Below are 16,494 nucleotides of genomic sequence, written 5' to 3'. Positions count from 1 at the left end.
TCGACGAAGCTTCACAAAAAACAACTCAACACTTAACACTCAAAACTCAAAAATTAAAGAAACTACGCAGCTTAAACTCTCACAATTTTGAATTTTAAATTGTAAATTTTACATTAAAACGCGATGGAGGTGACGGGAATGGCTCATCGAGAAAAAAGTCAACGTGGGGAAATTATAGCTGTTTGTAGCGCAAAGGGTGGAGTTGGCCGAACTGTGTTAACCGTTAACCTCGCCATTGCCCTTAGAAAGAAAAATATTCAAATTAGTGTTGTCGATGGTGACTTCCAGTTTGGTGATATAGGGCTTGCATTAGACATCCAATCGACGTTAAGTATTAAAGATATTGTTGAAGAGGCTGATAGTTTAGATCAATATAGTCTCGTAAACTTTTTAAATAAGCATGAAAGTGGCATAAAAGTTTTATCTGCACCTGATCGCCCAGAGTATGCGGACTTAATTAACGAGCCAATTATTGATAAGGTATTAGATCTGTTAGCCCTAGAGCATGATTATGTTTTAGCAGATACAGGTGTTGGACTGCAAGAGAAAAATCTTCCTTTCATTGAAAAAGCGGATCAAATTTTACTAGTGACAACATTAGAGATGGCAACATTAAAAAATACAAAATTAATGTTAGAAACGCTCGAGACGTTAGGGTTAGAAGATAAAGTACAGATTGTTATCAACAGGTCGACGATGACGAGTGTCATAAATGCGGGAGATGTATCGGGAATTTTAGGAATTGAAAGTCCGTATTATATTCCGAATGATTTTAACGTTGCCTCACAATCTCTAAATATCGGTATTCCGTTTGTCATTAACCAAGGGAAAACCGACATTTCAAAAGCTTATTTTAAAATGGCCGAACAATTAACGTCGAGGCGAGAGATAATGGTATTTAAACAAAAAGAGCCATCGATTTGGTCAAAACTATTTCAACAGTCAAAACGCATAAAGGAGGGTGGATAGATGAGCCTTTTAAAGCGAATTCAAGAAAAGAAAGTAGAGCACCCCGAGACAGAGGTAACCGAGGATAAAACCCCTATTGTGAAAAACGATTTTGTCACAGCTTTTAGACAAACGAAAGAAGCAAAACCTTCTCGTGAAAAGCAAGAAATAGGAAAACAAAAACAAAGGCGAAAAGAATTAACGAAGCACCAAGAGTTAAAAGCGAGACTCCATAAAAAAATTATTACTGAATATAAAGATGCAGAAGTAGACGAGATTGTTGAAAAATTAGATGAACTAGCGATAGAAATTATTAAAGAAGATGAAAATTTTCGAGGTAACATTGATCGAAAAAAAGTGGTCACGGAACTCGCTAATGACTTAACCGGTTTTGGACCGATTAATCCTTTACTAATGGATCCTACTATTTCAGAAGTAATGGTCAATGGACCGAATCAAGTTTTCGTCGAGCGAAAAGGTAAGATTGAACTGTCAGACGTCACGTTTCGCGATGATGACCACGTTCTCCAAGTCATTGATAAAATTGTTGCTCCAATTGGTAGGAGAATAGATGAAAGTAGTCCAATGGTTGATGCACGATTACCGGACGGCTCAAGGGTTAATGCCATTATCCCCCCTTTAGCGTTAGTAGGACCGACAGTAACGATTCGAAAGTTTTCTCAAGATCCTTTTCAAATTGATGACCTTATAAACTTTGGAACGGTCACCCCGGAAATGGCAACGTTCATCGAAGCGTGTGTCAAGGCAAATTTAAATATTTTTGTTAGTGGTGGTACAGGATCAGGAAAAACGACGACGTTAAATGTGCTATCTTCGTTTATTCCAAATAATCAACGGATTATTACGATTGAAGATGCTGCAGAGTTGCAACTTTGGCAAGATCATGTCGTATCGCTAGAATCGCGTCCTCCGAACATTGAAGGAAAGGGTGGGATTACGATTCGAGACCTCGTGCGTAACTCACTTCGAATGAGACCAGATCGGATTGTTATTGGGGAGGTTCGTGGTGGAGAGGCGTTAGATATGCTCCAAGCGATGAATACTGGTCATGATGGTTCACTTGCTACCGGTCATTCCAATAGTCCGCGCGATATGATTTCAAGACTTGAAACGATGGTGCTTTTAGCAGGAATTGACCTACCGATCAAAGCGATTCGTGAACAAATTGCTGGTGCGATCGATGTCATTATACAGCAATCAAGGCTTAAAGATGGAACGAGAAAAATTGTAAATATAACTGAAGTACAGGGAATGGAAGGGGACGTGATTGTTCTTCAAGATATTTTTTCTTTTCAACAAGAAGGTGTCGATGAAGAAGGAAAAATTATCGGTCGACTTGTCCCAACCGGGGTAAGACCTAAATTTTATAGTCGCTTAGAAAGTTCTGGGATCCATATTCCCCCTAGCGTATTTATCGATGAGGAGGATTGGGGAGAATGACATATTTATTAATCCTCCTTGTCCTATTTTCATCTTGTTTATTTTTTATTGCCATTTTTCAATTGTTTTTTTTGACAGATAAACGTATGCAAAAAAGGATTAAACATTATTTGAAAAAGGGTCCTGAGGGCATAAAGCTTGACCGTAAAAAGTTCAATTTCATCGTTCAGTTTCGAGTCGCAAATCAGCAGTTAAAAAATCGTCTATTAACGAAAAAGAAAGATATTAAGTTAGATTTATCGTTAAAAAGAGCGGGGGTACCTTTAAAGCCAGAAGAATATTTGTTGTTTCAATTTATCTCAACTGCTTTATTAGGAATGTTTTTATATATTTTATCCGGTAATTTATTCTTTTTATTTTTAGGATTTTTTATTGGTTACTTTATCCCGATTTGGTGGGTAAAAAAGAAGCAATTAGAAAGAATGAAAAAGTTTAATGATAGTTTGCCAGATATGATCACGACGGTTGTTGGTTCACTTAGAGCAGGGTTTAGTTTTCCGCAAGCATTAAAGACGGTTGTGGAAGAAGCAAATTCACCAATGAAAGAGGAAATGGAGATCGTTCTTCGTGAGATGCAATACGGAAGTTCAATTGAGGAAGCATTGACAAGTTTAAAAGAACGAATGCCAAGTGAAGACTTAGAATTAATGATTCAAGCAATTTTAATCCAAAGGCAAGTGGGCGGTAACTTAGCTACCGTTTTAGATAAAATCGTTGAAACAATTCGTGATCGAACGAGAATTCAGCAGCAAATCTTAACGTTAACGGCGCAAGGGAGACTTTCGGGAATTGTCATTGGCCTTTTACCGATTATATTAGCCATCGTTATTTACTTTATTGAACCTGACTATATCGGAACACTTTTTTCTCATCCGATCGGTCTTGGGATGATCCTTATTGGACTTGTTGCCGGAATCATTGGTTTCATTTTAATCCGAAAATTAACAGTAATTGAGGTGTAGGAGGATGGTTTATTTCACCTTTTTCTTTACGATTACACTGTTTTTATACGCATTTTTACTATTTCATGATGAACGAAGGCAAAGGATTCAAAGACGGATGGCCATGTTTTTAAATAAAGAAAAACAGAAGCAAAGTGCTGAGGAAGAAACGGCTCCCTCATTTTTCAAACGCATATGTTATCCGCTTTGGTTAGAGCTCAAAAAAAGCTTTAAACGACGTCGTGTTCCAGGAGAAAAAGAAGCAAAGTTAGAAATCAAGTTACTTCAAGCAGGAAACCCATTTGGTATGGCAACCGTTGAATTCCGGTTGCTACAATTAGCGCTAATGCTTTTATTACCATTCTTTTTTGGAGTTTATGCTGTCATGTTAAAGGCTTCTTTTGCAGCAGTATTTATATTTGCATTATTTGGTTTGGTGATGAGTCTTTTTTTACCACATTTTTATTTGAAGCAAAAAATTAAAACGAGAAGCCATTTAGCGTTAAAACAATTACCTGATATTTTAGATTTACTGACGGTTAGCTTAGAGGCAGGGCTCGGCTTTGATGCGGCATTAAGTAAAGTCGTCGCCAAAAAAAACGGCGTCTTATCACAAGAGTTTCATCGTTGTTTAGAAGAAATCCGTCTCGGAAAAACGAGGCGTGAAGCACTAGTAGGAGTAAAGGAAAGGCTCGTCGTTGATGAAGTGAGTGTTTTAATTAGTAATATTTTGCAAGCTGAGAAGCTAGGGATCGGAATGGTTCAAGTGTTAAGAGTTCAATCGAATGAAGTTCGAGAGCGTAGAAAACAACGAGCCGAAGAAGAAGCAATGAAAGCCCCAATTAAAATGTTATTTCCACTCGTACTTTTCATTTTTCCTAGTCTCTTTATCGTTCTTTTAGGACCGGCGGTTATTCAGTTTATCGAGGCGTTTTAAAAAGAAGTAAGTGATTTTCCATTATATAGAAAGCGGCTGACCTTAGTAGGCGGCCGCTTTCGTGTGCGTCTCAGGTGGACAAATTGCCGAAATGTCCACGAGCGGTGTCTGACACCTTGTGAAAATATCACAAGGTGTCAGACACCCAATAAGAAAATCTTTTCAGGTGGTAAGTAGAGAAGTGTGTCACCTGCGGTAATTTGTTTAACGTTATCTTTTCGAACGTCAACTTTGAAAATCAAGTCACCTACCGTAACTGTAATTGTTGAATGGTCGATGCCTTCAACGATGTTCCTAACATCGAAACGAAATGTATTCGTCGTACAATCATTTTCATCTGTAACAAAAGTAACATCATAGCTGTGAATTCCTACGTATTTTCCTTCTTGCGCATCTGTATTAGCGGTTTTTAACTGTAAGCCCCCAACAGTGACGAAGTGACCTTCATAAGAATCGATTTCGTAAATATTTTCACAACCAACAATCCGGGCAGCCGCCTTATTCACTGGTTGCCTTAATACGTCCACTTTCTTTCCAAATTGAATATTACGACCACAATCATACAAACAAATGTAATCACATAGGCGGTAAGCTTCTTCGATGTTATGAGTGACAAAAAGTACGACTCCGGAAAAATTGTGTTTAATAATTTCTAAAAGTTCTAGTTCTAGCATTTTTTTTACATGTTGATCTAATGCTGAAAAAGGTTCATCTAATAGTAGAATATCGGGTTTTGTAACTAGAGTTCTTGCTAATGCCACCCGTTGTTGTTGTCCGCCAGATAGCTCATTAGGGTAGCGTTTTGCTAACCCTTTAAGTTGGACAGTTTCTAAAATATCGTCTACTTGTTTTTGTACTTCCTGTTTCGGTAGCCCCTTTAGACCATATCCGATATTTTCAGCAACAGTTAGATGAGGGAAAAGAGCATAGTTTTGAAAAACATAACCAACATTTCGTTGTCGAGTTGGAATATTTACCTTTTGCTCTGTATCAAAAAGAGTACGTTCCCCAATCGCTATACGTCCAGTATCAGGAGTTAATAAACCAGCAATCGCTTGTAATGTTAAACTTTTTCCACAGCCAGAAGGGCCTAAAATACCGATAATCCCACTTTCGACTTGAAACTCGACATTTAAATGGAAATCACCGAGATCCTTATTAATATTCACATCTAACATTACTTAGCCACTCCTTTCGACACACGTTTTTCAAGGCGGTTAATCGTATATAAAACGAGGAGGGAGACAGCTGTCATAATAAAGACAAGTATATTTGCAAGTTCACGATTCCCTGCAAGTAGCGCATCATAGATGGCGATCGGCATCGTCATCGTTTGGTTAGGAATGCTACCAGCGACCATTAATGTTGTTCCGAAATCTCCTAATGCTCGGGCAAATCCTAACGTAATGCCGGCAGCAATCCCTCGCCAAGCAAGCGGTACGGTGATCGTTAAAAAGATATTTAATTCTGTTCTTCCTAATACACGGGCAGCATTGACAACATTTTGATCAATTCCTAAAAAGGCTGCTTTTGCAGACTTAATTAAAAACGGAATTGAGACAACTGTAGCAGCAATAATAGCCCCCGTCGGTGTAAAGACGATCATAATGTTAAACCGTTCTTCAAGAAAACTACCAATTGAACTTTGTCTACCTAAAAGTACTAGTAAGTAGTAACCTAGGACGGTCGGTGGAAGAACAATCGGTAACGTGATCACTGTATCTAAAAAGTCCGCAAATCTACCACGGGAACGACTTAAATAATAAGCAATAGGAAGTCCGATAAAAATGGTAATTACCGTTGCCGTTAAAGCCACTCTTAAAGACAAATATAATGGAAATAAATTAATTTGATCCATATTGAAACTCCTTAAGGAAGGGAATACCCATACTCCACCAATGTTTGTTGCCCTCGTTCACTTAATAAGAAATCAATAAAAGCTTGAGCTTCTTCTTGTTTCTCCGACCTTTTTAAAATAGAAATCGAGTGGTTTAAAGGCTTATGTAGCTGCTCGTTTATCGGTGTAAAAGTTAATGTTTCTTCATCTTTTAATGATAAAGCGATCATTGCTACTTCGACATTTTTCGTTTGTAATAATGCTAACGTATCGGAAATATTTCTTCCATACACTAACTTTTCTTCTACCTTCCCCCATACGTCTGCTTCTTCAAGTGCTTGTTTCGCAGCCATGCCGTACGGTGCATGCTCTGGGTTAGCGATAGCGATTTTGACAATATCGTCATTAAGAAGGTCTTCAAAAGTATCCACCTGGAGATCATTTTCTTTTAATGTCGAAAAGCCAATCGTTCCAAATGCATATGTCGTATAGTTTTCTTCTAGTAATAAACCTTCATTACCTAATTGGTCTAGAAACTCGATATTGGCTGGAGTGAACATATCGTATGGGGCACCGTTAATGATTTGGTCTGATATCTGTCCAGAAGAACCGAAACTAAAAACTAATTCAATCGGGTGTTCTTCTTCAAATTGTTGCCCTAACTCAGTAAATACTTGTACTAAGTTACTTGCTGCAGCAACGTGAAGCTCTTGTTTACGCTCATTAACATCATTATTTGTAGCACAACCTAGTGAAATATTTATAAATAAAAGCACAATGATCAGTAATAAAATACGTGTGTTTGCCATGTGATTACCCCTTTAACTCGTCCATTTCAAACCTTCTTCTAATTAAAAGTTTGGCTCTTTTCTAAAAGATAGTTGCTTTTCACTTTGTGATCGATCGTAGACAAGCGCATGCTTAGAAAATTCACTCTTATATATAATAACAAACTAATGGTGACTAAAAAATCATTTTAAATGGAGGAACGATAAAATTTTTACAAAAAACTGTCGAATGAGATAGACTTTTCGCTTTTTTATTGTAAAAATAGGGTATATAGACTACATAAAAAGACTTATAGCGACTTGCATATAAATTAGTAGGAAGATCGCAGGATGGAATTAATATAGATTAATATAAGGGGAGAAAAAATGGAGAAATATCAAAAAATGTTTTTTGAGCGGATGAAAAAGACATTAAATCAGTGGGAGTTAAAAGATTTTGTTGAAGAAGGGCATATTTACCGTTTCCTTCATACGGTGAAAGGAACTGCTGCTTCAATAGGATTGGTTGATATTTCTAAAGAGGCCGAACAAAAAATAGAACAAGTAAACGAAATTGAAAGCCGGCCTTGGGGCATAGATGAATGGCAACCTTTTCTTCAGTTTATATTTGCTAAGGACACTATAAATGAAGAAGTACAGCGCGAGGAGGAAAAAATTGGAAAGATTACAGAAAATGAAAAATTAATCCTCCTTGTCGATGAAGATATTACAACGGTGAATGCTCTAAAAGCGAACTTAGAAAAAGAAGGATATATGGTATTGGCGGCACTATCGGCAAATAAAGCGTTAAAGCTTTTTTATGATCAAAAACCGGATTGTATTTTGTTAGGTATCGGTTTACAAGGTGAAAATGGATTTGAGTTATTAGATACACTTTTCGAAAAATCACAAGCATATTTGATACCGATTATTCTTTTAAGCTCAGAAGATACAAAAGAAACAAGATTAAGAGGATATAAGAGGGGTGCAGCAGATTATCTTGTTAAACCTTTTGAGTTTGATGAGTTACTCGTCAGGGTAGAAAATCGAATTAAATCTAAAGAGATGGCAAGTAATGCTGTACTTATTGATGAACTAACTGGCGCTTTTAATCGCAAGTTTTTTAAGATGGAATTAAGCAGGTATTTATATGAATTAACAAGAAAGAAAAGTGCACTAACACTAGTAGTAATAGATTTAGACAATTTTAAGAAAGTTAATGATAAACACGGACATATTGTCGGTGATATTGTATTAAGTGGCTTCGCTCAATGTATTTTAAAGAATAAAAGAAGCTCTGATTATTTGATACGCTACGGTGGGGAAGAATTTATATTATTACTACCGCATACAAAAAAGGAAGAAGCTAAAACCTTTGTTGAACGACTATTAAAAGAGTTCTCTGCAATTTCGTTTCTTTCGGAGCAAGGTGAAAGTTTTTCAGTAACTTTTTCGGCGGGTGTTGTTGAAGTGGATAATCCTAGTACTGAGATTGAAGAGTACGTCAAACAGGCAGACACCGCTCTATACGATGCAAAAAATAATGGGCGCAATCAAGTTTGTATTTATGATCAAAACCATGGAGTACCGGTGGCGAAAAAGAATGCTATTCATATTGCAGTTATTGATGATAGTGCAGTTGTTCATGAATTAGTGAAAGACCGACTGTCAAAACTATCTTTTGGCAAGACTGATATTGACTTACAATCGTTTCGAGACGGAGAAACATTTTTTACATCTCATTGGCATAAACAACCAGGGAAGTTTCTTATTTTATTAGATGGTATTATGCCGGGAATGGACGGGCTTGAAGTTCTTCGTAAGCTTAGGCATGAATATCAAGAGGACAAATATATCGTTCTTATGCTTACCGGAAGAAAAAGTGAAGAAGATATCGTAAGAGCGCTTGAGCTAGGTGCCGACGATTACTTAACGAAGCCTTTTAGCGTTGCAGAATTAGAAGCAAGAGTGAAGCGACTAGTAAAAAGAATGATGTAAAATTGGGGGAATAGGGCACTTCTTAAAATAGCCTTATTCCTCGATTTTATCTCCACACTTTTTTCATAAAAATATAGTATATTTTATGAAGGTTATTCGAGTGATGAAGATGATATTGCAGATATAAATTTTAACATATTATACTGAAATAATTGGATCGGAAGTTTACTAAAAGGGGTGATTAGAATGGCTTATAAAGTTTTAATTGTTGATGACGAAAAAGAAATGCGTACCCTTTTAACCGTATGTTTAAAACCTTATGGATATGAGATGGATGAGGCGCAAACAGGTTATGATGCAATGCAAAAATTAATCGACAATAAATATGATTTAATTATTCTTGATATTATGATGCCGACAATTGATGGATTTGAAGTATTAATGAATGTACGAGAAATGATTGATAAAGATATTCCAATCATTCTATTAACCGCATTAGGCGATACAGAACGGATTGTTGAAGGTTTACAGCTAGGTGCTGATGACTATATCGTTAAACCATTTGAACCGAGGGAGCTCGTTGCAAGAATACACTCGATCATGAGACGTGCAAAAAAAGAAGATGAAAAAGAAACCGTTAATTTCATCTTACATGGTTTGAAATTTGAAGAAAATAAATTAAAAGTTTCGTATCAAGATCAAGCACTTCCGTTAACGAAAAAAGAGTATAAAGTGTTGGTTCGACTAGCCAAAAGCCCTGGAAGAGTATACAGTAGAGAGCAGCTTGTTCAGTTAGAATGGGACGATTATTACGAAGGCGATGCTCGAACGATTGATACACATATTAAAAACATTCGTGAAAAGTTAAAAGAAGTTGGATACACAAAACAAATTATTGAAACGGTTTGGGGCGTTGGATATCAAATGATTGAAGAAGGGTCTAAGAATTAGAGGGATGATAAAATTTTTGAAACGAAGGCTGTCACAGAAAATAACGATATTCGTTTTACTTATACTTTTACTGATTATTAGTACGATGGTACTATTTTCTTATCACTTTTTTAAAAATTTTTATAAAGAACACTTATCACATGAAGTGTATGAAGAATTACGAGCATATACATCAATGATTGAAAATGGTTATGATGAAGAGGTGATCTCATACTTTATTATAGAAAAAAATCGCGAGCGCCATGCCCATTTAGTTTATTTCAGTCCAGACTTTGAGCTGATTTATTCTTCTCATCCTATAAGTGATCAGTGGTTGAGTCAGTATGAGGAGTGGGTGAAATATCAATATCAAACAGGCGGTGAAACATTAGAATATGTCGATACTGGGATTGACTTTCATATTCCTCACATATGGGCGTATCAACCGATATATAAAGAAGGGCAGCTAACCGGTTTATTTTTTATTGACAAAGATACTGGTGAATTTGAAAAAGCGAAGATGCAACTATTCTTTTTGCTTTTTTCAATGGGGTTATTTGCTTTTATTATCGGAATAGCTTTAACCCTATATTTAACGAAAGTTATTTCTATGCCACTCATTAAAATGGGGGAGACAACGCGAGAAATTGCCAAAGGTGATTTTGATACAAAACTAACCGTTTATGGTGAAGATGAAGTTGGCCAATTAGCCGAAGATATTCGGGTTATGACCAAGCAATTAAAAGATTTCCGTGATTCAAAACGACAGTTTATCTCACATATTTCGCATGACTTACGAACACCAATCACTTATATTAAAGGGTACTCTGCAGTTATGAAAGATGCACCAACGGTAGATGATAAAGAGTGGCGTCGAAATTTAGATGTTATTTATAATGAAGCAAAAAGGATGGAATATTTAGTCAGTGATTTATTTCAGCTTACAAAGCTAGAAGAAGGTAAAATTATCCTTCATAAAGAGAAGGTTAATGTTTTACCATGGCTTGAAGCGATAGTCGCTACAAGGCAGCTTATGTTGGATAACTTATCGATTCATTGTGAGGCTATTTCAACTAATAATGAAATTACCGTTTGTATTGATCAACAGCGACTAGGCCAAGCAGTAATCAACATTCTTGAAAATAGTATTCGCTATACACCAAAAGGCGGCTCGATAAAAATAGTAGTTGTAGAAAAGGAAACTGACGTAATCATCGAAATTAGTGATACTGGCGTCGGCATTGGAAAGGAAGATTTGCCTTACATTTTCGAACGCTTCTATCGAGTTGATAAGTCCCGTTCTCGTGAAAGTGGAGGCAGTGGTCTAGGGTTAGCGATTGTTAAGGAGATTGTTGAAGTTCATAATGGTAGTGTAGATGTGAAAAGTGAAGAAGGGAAAGGTACTAGCTTTTATATTAAAATTCCTAAAGGGGAATAAGTTGAGTGTCTCGTATTTAAAGCACTACGAAATAAGCACGAATTGGACCTAACTATTCAAATGGTTACACATAGATTAGAGGCTTTGATGGTCTTAAGATAAAGAAAATGAGAAATGAGCTTTGGAGACAAATTAGCCTGTCACTAAAGCTCATTTTTTTACAAGAACCCGAAAAGCAACGTAAAAAAGCAAGTTTAATTTGGTTATTAAAGACTACTTCTTTAAATCAATGGAGATCTTTTTCGAGTCTTTATTGGCAATTAAATACTCAGATTGACCAACGTAAAGAGGCATTTCAAGCTTGTTCCAATTAGGGCTAAATCCGTCAAAGCGAGTTTCATCTTTATGGAATTTCGTAATATCTCCGACGATCCAGTCGTGATCGCCATATTTTTGAATGTCTTTCACTTTACATTCGTAAACGACATAAGCTTCTGTCAGAATAGGAGAATTAATCGTTTCACCTTTTTTATAAGGGATATTTAAAGCTTCGAATTTGTCGCCATCGTTTCCAGTCAGTTTACCGGACCCTTCAATATATTTGGCAAATTCAGCAGGAACAAACTGAATAGCGAATTCGCCCGAATTTTTTACTAAATGGTGAGTAAAACGTTCTTCTGCAATCGCGACACCGTAAATAGGTGGTGCAAAAGATATGTATGAGTGCCAGCCAGCAGCCATAATATTTTTCGTTCCATTCCACTCGGCAGTAACTAATGCAATTAATCCAGGGTAACAATGGAGTACCGTTTCATCTGTACTTTTAAGCATAATTTCACCTTCCTAAAGCAATTAATATTTTTTATGTATGTAAGTGAGTGAATTTCATAATTACCTACATTAAGCAATATCAAACTATGTGTAGAAGCTAGCGATTTAACGCAACTACATATAGATACGTAATGGCGATAATATTGAATGATGAAATTCATTAAAGTATTACTACTCATAGTATAGTTGATTTTCAATAGTGATGCACCTTTTCATAGAAAAAACCTTGGCTCCCCACAGAAGATGTGGAAGGTCAAGGTTTTCATTGCTTAATAAGAAATATTACTCAGTGATTTTTCTTTAGTTTGTATATAATTCGTAGTCTTCAGGAGAATTTGTAGTAAATATTTGGTCTAAGCCGACATGTCCTAAAAACTCTGTATCTATTTCACCATCAATTAAGATAAATACTTCGTTATAGCCAAACTGCTCTACAACCATGGTGATTTGTTGAATTAGGAACGATTCTCCTGTAGATCCTAAATTGGCTTGTTGTAGTTCGTTTGAAAATGAAACGTGAAGGACGTCATCAATATTTTCGACAGATTGGACCGTTACACCTTCTGGAAGAAGACTTGTTAAACCATCTTTAGTCGGTTCTGGTCCGTTGATCCAAAGTTGTAACGCCTCTTTAAGACCCTCACTATCTTTTGTCAATGATGTATCAACTTTAACCCTATAAATATTCATTAAGTCTAGGTCAGAGAAGTACAAGTTAATAGGGTTTAAAACTTCAACTTCATTTGTAACTTTGGTAGTTTCCTCATTAGATTCGACAGGTTGTTCGACTTCCTCATTAGTCTCATCTTTTGTTTGTGATTTTTCAGTGTCTGTTCCTGCTTGTAGATTTTCTTCTTGCATATTATCACTAGTTGCTTGTCCACACGCTGAAATAACAAGGAGTAATAACAGTGTTAAAACTAGGTAACTTATTTTTTTCTTCATATTAACACCTTCCCTAATAGTATAATGGCTAAATTATTTTGATGCTTTAATGGTGTGAAATTCATTAAATGGCTTGTTAGTTACAAGAATAGCATAAAAATGTTGAGAAGTTACAATAAAAAATTAAAAAACTTGAAATTTCAGTTGACGTAAAAAAGTTAACTGTTATATAATACAAATACAATATTAATTATTGTACTAATACAAAAAGGGGGAGATAATTATGAGTCGACAAGAACGCAAAAACATGGTTAATTTTATTGAGAAAATGAATGGGGTTGAATCGAGTCAATTAAAAAATATGACAGATCAAGAGGTTGAACACATTTATAACTCGATTTATTCTCAGCTCGAACATCAAGAGTAGTTCAGGGAAATCGGTCTTTTTATTTTCCCCTTGTTGAACTGAAATGCAGACTGAACGAAAAAAAGGGCCCCAGGCCCTTTTTTTAATTATTTAAATCTTCAATTGAGTCGATATCCATGTAAGCTGGTACAACTAAACCAATTCCAGCGCCTTCTAGGTTAACACCTAAGTCGATAAAGTCCTCTTTATAGTCTTCATAATATGCTGCATGTGTGCCTGGTAACCAAGCAGCAACAATTGCATCAGCACTTCCAGTAGCAACAGCAGTCCACATACCAGCTGCTTCAAGAGATACTAATTCTACATCATATCCGATGTCTTCTAAAACTTTTCCGATCATATGAGTTGAAGCAATTTCAGAATCCCAAGCAACAAATGCTAACGTAATTTGGTCACCATCAACATGAGATACACCGTCTGTCCACTCAGATACTTTATCTTGGTTAGCCGCTACCCAGTCAGCTGCAGCGTCTACAGGATCCGCACCTTCATTTACATCGATCATGATTGCACCCATGTCATCCTGTTCCCAGTAGAAGTTTTCTAATACTTGATATGCTGAAGGGTGGTCTGTGTCAAGCCCAGCTCTAGCAATTGTATGAATAACCTCAGACTCTCCAAAAATTCCTTGTGGGTCTTCTAAATATTTAAGGTCATATTTAGCAAACTTCCAGTGTGGTGTCCAACCTGTAACAACGATTGGTTCTTCATTTGTATAAGCAGCATCAAGAGCTGCTGTCATCGCTGCTGAAGAGCTAGTTTGTAAGTTGTAGTCTTCTAGTCCGTAAGCTTCGATCGCTTCTTCTGTAGCAGCCATGATACCAGCACCTGCATCAATTCCTGTAATAGTGTAATCTAACGAACCTCCTACAGAACTGTCATCACCAGTTGTCGCATCAGAACCACAACCTGCAGCTAATAATGTAAGTGATAATCCTGCTGCGATACTAAGTCTTTTTAAGTACTTCTTCATTTTTTGACCCTCTCCTTATTTTCTATGTTTTATTTAATCCCTTTTTTAAAAAAAGAGTGAAAAACGATTTATGCTACGCCTTTTTGACGGTTGAAGCTTTGTGTTAGGCGGTCTAAAATGATTGCTAAAATAACTAGCGCAATTCCTGCTTCAAAACCACCACCAGCATCGTTACGGCCGACTGCATAATAAACTTTTGTTCCTAAACCTGCAGCACCAATCATTGAGGCGATAACAACCATTGATAAAGCAAGCATGATACTTTGGTTTACGCCAGCCATAATCGTCTTTTTCGCCATTGGCAACTGAACTTTAAATAGTTTTTGTAAAGGAGTACTTCCAAAAGCATCAGAAGCTTCAATAAGCTCAGTTGATACTTGACGTATTCCTAAATTCGTAAGCCTTACAGTAGGAGGCATTGCGAATATAACAGAAGCAATAACACCAGGGACCATTCCAATTCCAAAGAACACTACTGCTGGAATTAAGTAAACAAATGCAGGCATCGTCTGCATGAAGTCTAGAATTGGCGTAATAATACTTTCTACGGTTTTGTTTTTCGCCATCCAAATTCCAAAAGGAATACCTAGTATGACAGAAATACCAGCTGATGTTAACACGAGTGAGAGAGTTAACATCATATCACTCCAATAGCCTAAGTTATGGATAAACATTAATCCAAAGAAAACAAAGGCAGGTAAACCTAATCTCTTTTTCGTTGCAAAAAAGGCTAAACCAGTTAATAAGATTATAAATAACCACGCAGGGATAAAGCTTAAACCATTACTTAAATGATTAACAGTAAAACCAATAAATTCTTTTGGAACATCGAATAAGCCATCAAACCCTTTTAACCAATCAACAACAGCATCAATTCCATCAGCTAGCGGAAGCCTCGGTAGTAGACTCATCTTTGTTCACCTCCTGACCTGATGATAAGGCAGCTAAAACTGCTCCACGAATAATAATTCCTTTAAGTAACCCTTCTTCTACAACTGCTAATGGAACAGGTGAAGTTGAAACAACATCAAACAGTTCATTTAACGGTGTATCTGGGTGAACAGTAGGAACGTTTTCCTCAATAATATCTAGTAAACTACGATTCTCTTTCACTGCTTTAGAAACTTCCTCAGCACTTACGATACCTAGTAACTCTTTTTTACGATTTGTCACATAAATGCTAGAAATACCAGTGTCCTTCATTCTTTGCATGGCTACACGAGGACCATCTTTTTCTGCATTAACAGTTTCAGGACGCTTCATAACGTGGCTTGCTGTGAACACTTTTGAACGGTCAACATCTTCAACGAACCTTTCTACATAATCGCTTTCTGGATTTGTTAAGATATCTTCTGGTGTTCCAACTTGGACAATCGAACCGTCCTTCATAATCGTAATTCGATCACCAATTCGAAGTGCTTCGTCTAAATCGTGCGTAATAAAGATAATGGTTTTTTGCATTTTTTGCTGTAAGTCTAGTAATTCGTCTTGCATATCTTTACGAATTAATGGGTCCAAAGCTGAGAAGGCTTCATCCATTAATAAAACGTCTGGGTCGTTTGCTAAAGCACGAGCTAAACCGACACGTTGCTGCATGCCACCAGATAATTCATTTGGATACATATTTTCATAGCCAGCTAAACCAACTAACTCCAATGAAGAAATCGCTTTTGCTTTTCTTTCATCTTTTTCTACTCCTTGAACTTCAAGACCGAATTCAACGTTTTCAAGAACGGTACGGAACGGGAATAACCCGAACTTTTGAAAGACCATACTTAATTTTTTACGTCGAACTTCTCTTAGCTCTTTATCACCCATTGCTGCTAAGTCGACACCGTCAATCCAAACATTACCGGTTGTCGGTTCGATTAAACGATTAAGAAGGCGGACGAGCGTTGACTTACCACTTCCTGATAATCCCATGATAACGAAAATTTCGCCATCTTGAACTTCAAAGTCTGCTTTGTTAACACCGACCGTATTCCCGGTTAGCTTTAAAATTTCATCTTTTGATGTATTTTTGTTTAAAAGATCTAACGCTTTTTTCGGCTTTTTACCGAAGATTTTCGTTAAATTTTCTACTTTTATTTTTGCCATGGTACACCTCTATTTCTTTTAAGTATTGTTTATGTTGCGTTAAGTAATGTTTAGCAAGTGTTAAGAACATCAGAATTCGCCTGCCAGCTGAGTGAATTTCATAATTACCTAAACCAAGCCATATCAAACTATATGTAGTTGCGA

At 36.6% G+C, this 16,494-nt stretch carries 16 protein-coding genes; 8 read left to right on the top strand and 8 right to left on the bottom strand.

Translation table 11 applies throughout. The features are described 5' to 3' along the window. Positions 1–138 precede the first annotated feature (138 nt). Genes BKP35_RS06180 through BKP35_RS06165 form a run of 4 tightly spaced genes read left to right on the top strand, consistent with a single transcriptional unit; the run spans position 139 to position 4,287 of the window. Positions 139–969 (top strand): CpaE/TadZ family protein, encoded by an 831-nt coding sequence (locus BKP35_RS06180; RefSeq protein ID WP_245741884.1) that lies wholly within the window; start codon positions 139–141, stop codon positions 967–969. Beyond that, complete coding sequence (locus BKP35_RS06175; RefSeq protein WP_071312515.1) at positions 970–2,409, top strand: TadA family conjugal transfer-associated ATPase; 1,440 nt, start codon at positions 970–972, stop codon at positions 2,407–2,409. It abuts the gene before it with no gap. Further along, positions 2,406–3,371 carry a type II secretion system F family protein gene (locus tag BKP35_RS06170; RefSeq protein WP_071312514.1) on the top strand — a complete coding sequence of 322 codons (966 nt, stop codon included), beginning with the start codon at positions 2,406–2,408 and terminating at the stop codon, positions 3,369–3,371. Before BKP35_RS06175 ends, BKP35_RS06170 begins: the two co-directional genes overlap by 4 nt. Positions 3,372–3,375: 4 nt before the next feature. After that, the gene (locus BKP35_RS06165) at positions 3,376–4,287 is read left to right on the top strand and encodes a type II secretion system F family protein (protein WP_071312513.1); all 912 of its coding nucleotides are present in this window, start codon (positions 3,376–3,378) and stop codon (positions 4,285–4,287) included. A 137-nt stretch (positions 4,288–4,424) separates the two neighbouring features. Here the strand turns inward: BKP35_RS06165 and BKP35_RS06160 are convergent, their stop codons facing one another. Genes BKP35_RS06160 through modA form a run of 3 tightly spaced genes read right to left on the bottom strand, consistent with a single transcriptional unit; the run spans position 4,425 to position 6,933 of the window. Further along, complete coding sequence (locus BKP35_RS06160) at positions 4,425–5,465, bottom strand: sulfate/molybdate ABC transporter ATP-binding protein (protein ID WP_071312512.1); 1,041 nt, start codon at positions 5,463–5,465, stop codon at positions 4,425–4,427. After that, the gene (modB, locus tag BKP35_RS06155) at positions 5,465–6,145 is read right to left on the bottom strand and encodes a molybdate ABC transporter permease subunit (RefSeq protein WP_071312511.1); all 681 of its coding nucleotides are present in this window, start codon (positions 6,143–6,145) and stop codon (positions 5,465–5,467) included. Before modB ends, BKP35_RS06160 begins: the two co-directional genes overlap by 1 nt. 11 nt (positions 6,146–6,156) lie before the next feature. Then, on the bottom strand, positions 6,157–6,933 hold the full coding sequence (gene modA, locus BKP35_RS06150; RefSeq protein WP_071312510.1) for a molybdate ABC transporter substrate-binding protein: 777 nt from the start codon (positions 6,931–6,933) through the stop codon (positions 6,157–6,159). 345 nt (positions 6,934–7,278) lie between these two features. Between modA and BKP35_RS06145 the strand changes: the two genes are divergently transcribed. From BKP35_RS06145 to BKP35_RS06135, 3 genes are all read left to right on the top strand, one after another. After that, positions 7,279–8,889, top strand: a complete 1,611-nt coding sequence (locus BKP35_RS06145; RefSeq protein WP_071312509.1) for a GGDEF domain-containing response regulator — start codon at positions 7,279–7,281, stop codon at positions 8,887–8,889. A gap of 186 nt (positions 8,890–9,075) precedes the next feature. Next, positions 9,076–9,780 (top strand): response regulator transcription factor, encoded by a 705-nt coding sequence (locus tag BKP35_RS06140; protein WP_071312508.1) that lies wholly within the window; start codon positions 9,076–9,078, stop codon positions 9,778–9,780. Positions 9,781–9,796: 16 nt separating this feature from the next. Then, positions 9,797–11,197, top strand: a complete 1,401-nt coding sequence (locus tag BKP35_RS06135) for a sensor histidine kinase (RefSeq protein WP_169819150.1) — start codon at positions 9,797–9,799, stop codon at positions 11,195–11,197. Between the two features lie 213 nt (positions 11,198–11,410). Here the strand turns inward: BKP35_RS06135 and BKP35_RS06130 are convergent, their stop codons facing one another. After that, positions 11,411–11,968, bottom strand: a complete 558-nt coding sequence (locus BKP35_RS06130) for a flavin reductase family protein (protein WP_071312506.1) — start codon at positions 11,966–11,968, stop codon at positions 11,411–11,413. Positions 11,969–12,268: 300 nt separating this feature from the next. Continuing rightward, positions 12,269–12,913, bottom strand: a complete 645-nt coding sequence (locus BKP35_RS06125; protein ID WP_071312505.1) for a GerMN domain-containing protein — start codon at positions 12,911–12,913, stop codon at positions 12,269–12,271. A 223-nt stretch (positions 12,914–13,136) separates the two neighbouring features. Here BKP35_RS06125 and BKP35_RS06120 point away from each other — a divergent pair, with 223 nt between their 5' ends. Beyond that, on the top strand, positions 13,137–13,280 hold the full coding sequence (locus BKP35_RS06120; RefSeq protein WP_071312504.1) for a BH0509 family protein: 144 nt from the start codon (positions 13,137–13,139) through the stop codon (positions 13,278–13,280). An 82-nt stretch (positions 13,281–13,362) separates the two neighbouring features. Here the strand turns inward: BKP35_RS06120 and BKP35_RS06115 are convergent, their stop codons facing one another. The 3 genes from BKP35_RS06115 to BKP35_RS06105 form a co-directional block, all read right to left on the bottom strand. Beyond that, positions 13,363–14,253, bottom strand: coding sequence for a glycine betaine ABC transporter substrate-binding protein (locus BKP35_RS06115; protein ID WP_071312503.1), 891 nt, complete (start codon positions 14,251–14,253; stop codon positions 13,363–13,365). Between the two features lie 68 nt (positions 14,254–14,321). Next, the gene (locus tag BKP35_RS06110; protein WP_071312502.1) at positions 14,322–15,164 is read right to left on the bottom strand and encodes an ABC transporter permease; all 843 of its coding nucleotides are present in this window, start codon (positions 15,162–15,164) and stop codon (positions 14,322–14,324) included. Then, entirely contained in the window at positions 15,133–16,350 is a 1,218-nt protein-coding gene (locus tag BKP35_RS06105; protein WP_071312501.1) for a quaternary amine ABC transporter ATP-binding protein, read from the bottom strand. Before BKP35_RS06105 ends, BKP35_RS06110 begins: the two co-directional genes overlap by 32 nt. Positions 16,351–16,494 lie beyond the last annotated feature (144 nt).

It is taken from the genome of Anaerobacillus arseniciselenatis (genome assembly GCF_001865995.1).
Classification (GTDB): domain Bacteria; phylum Bacillota; class Bacilli; order Bacillales; family Anaerobacillaceae; genus Anaerobacillus; species Anaerobacillus arseniciselenatis.
This window is presented reverse-complemented; position numbering and strand designations above follow the sequence as displayed.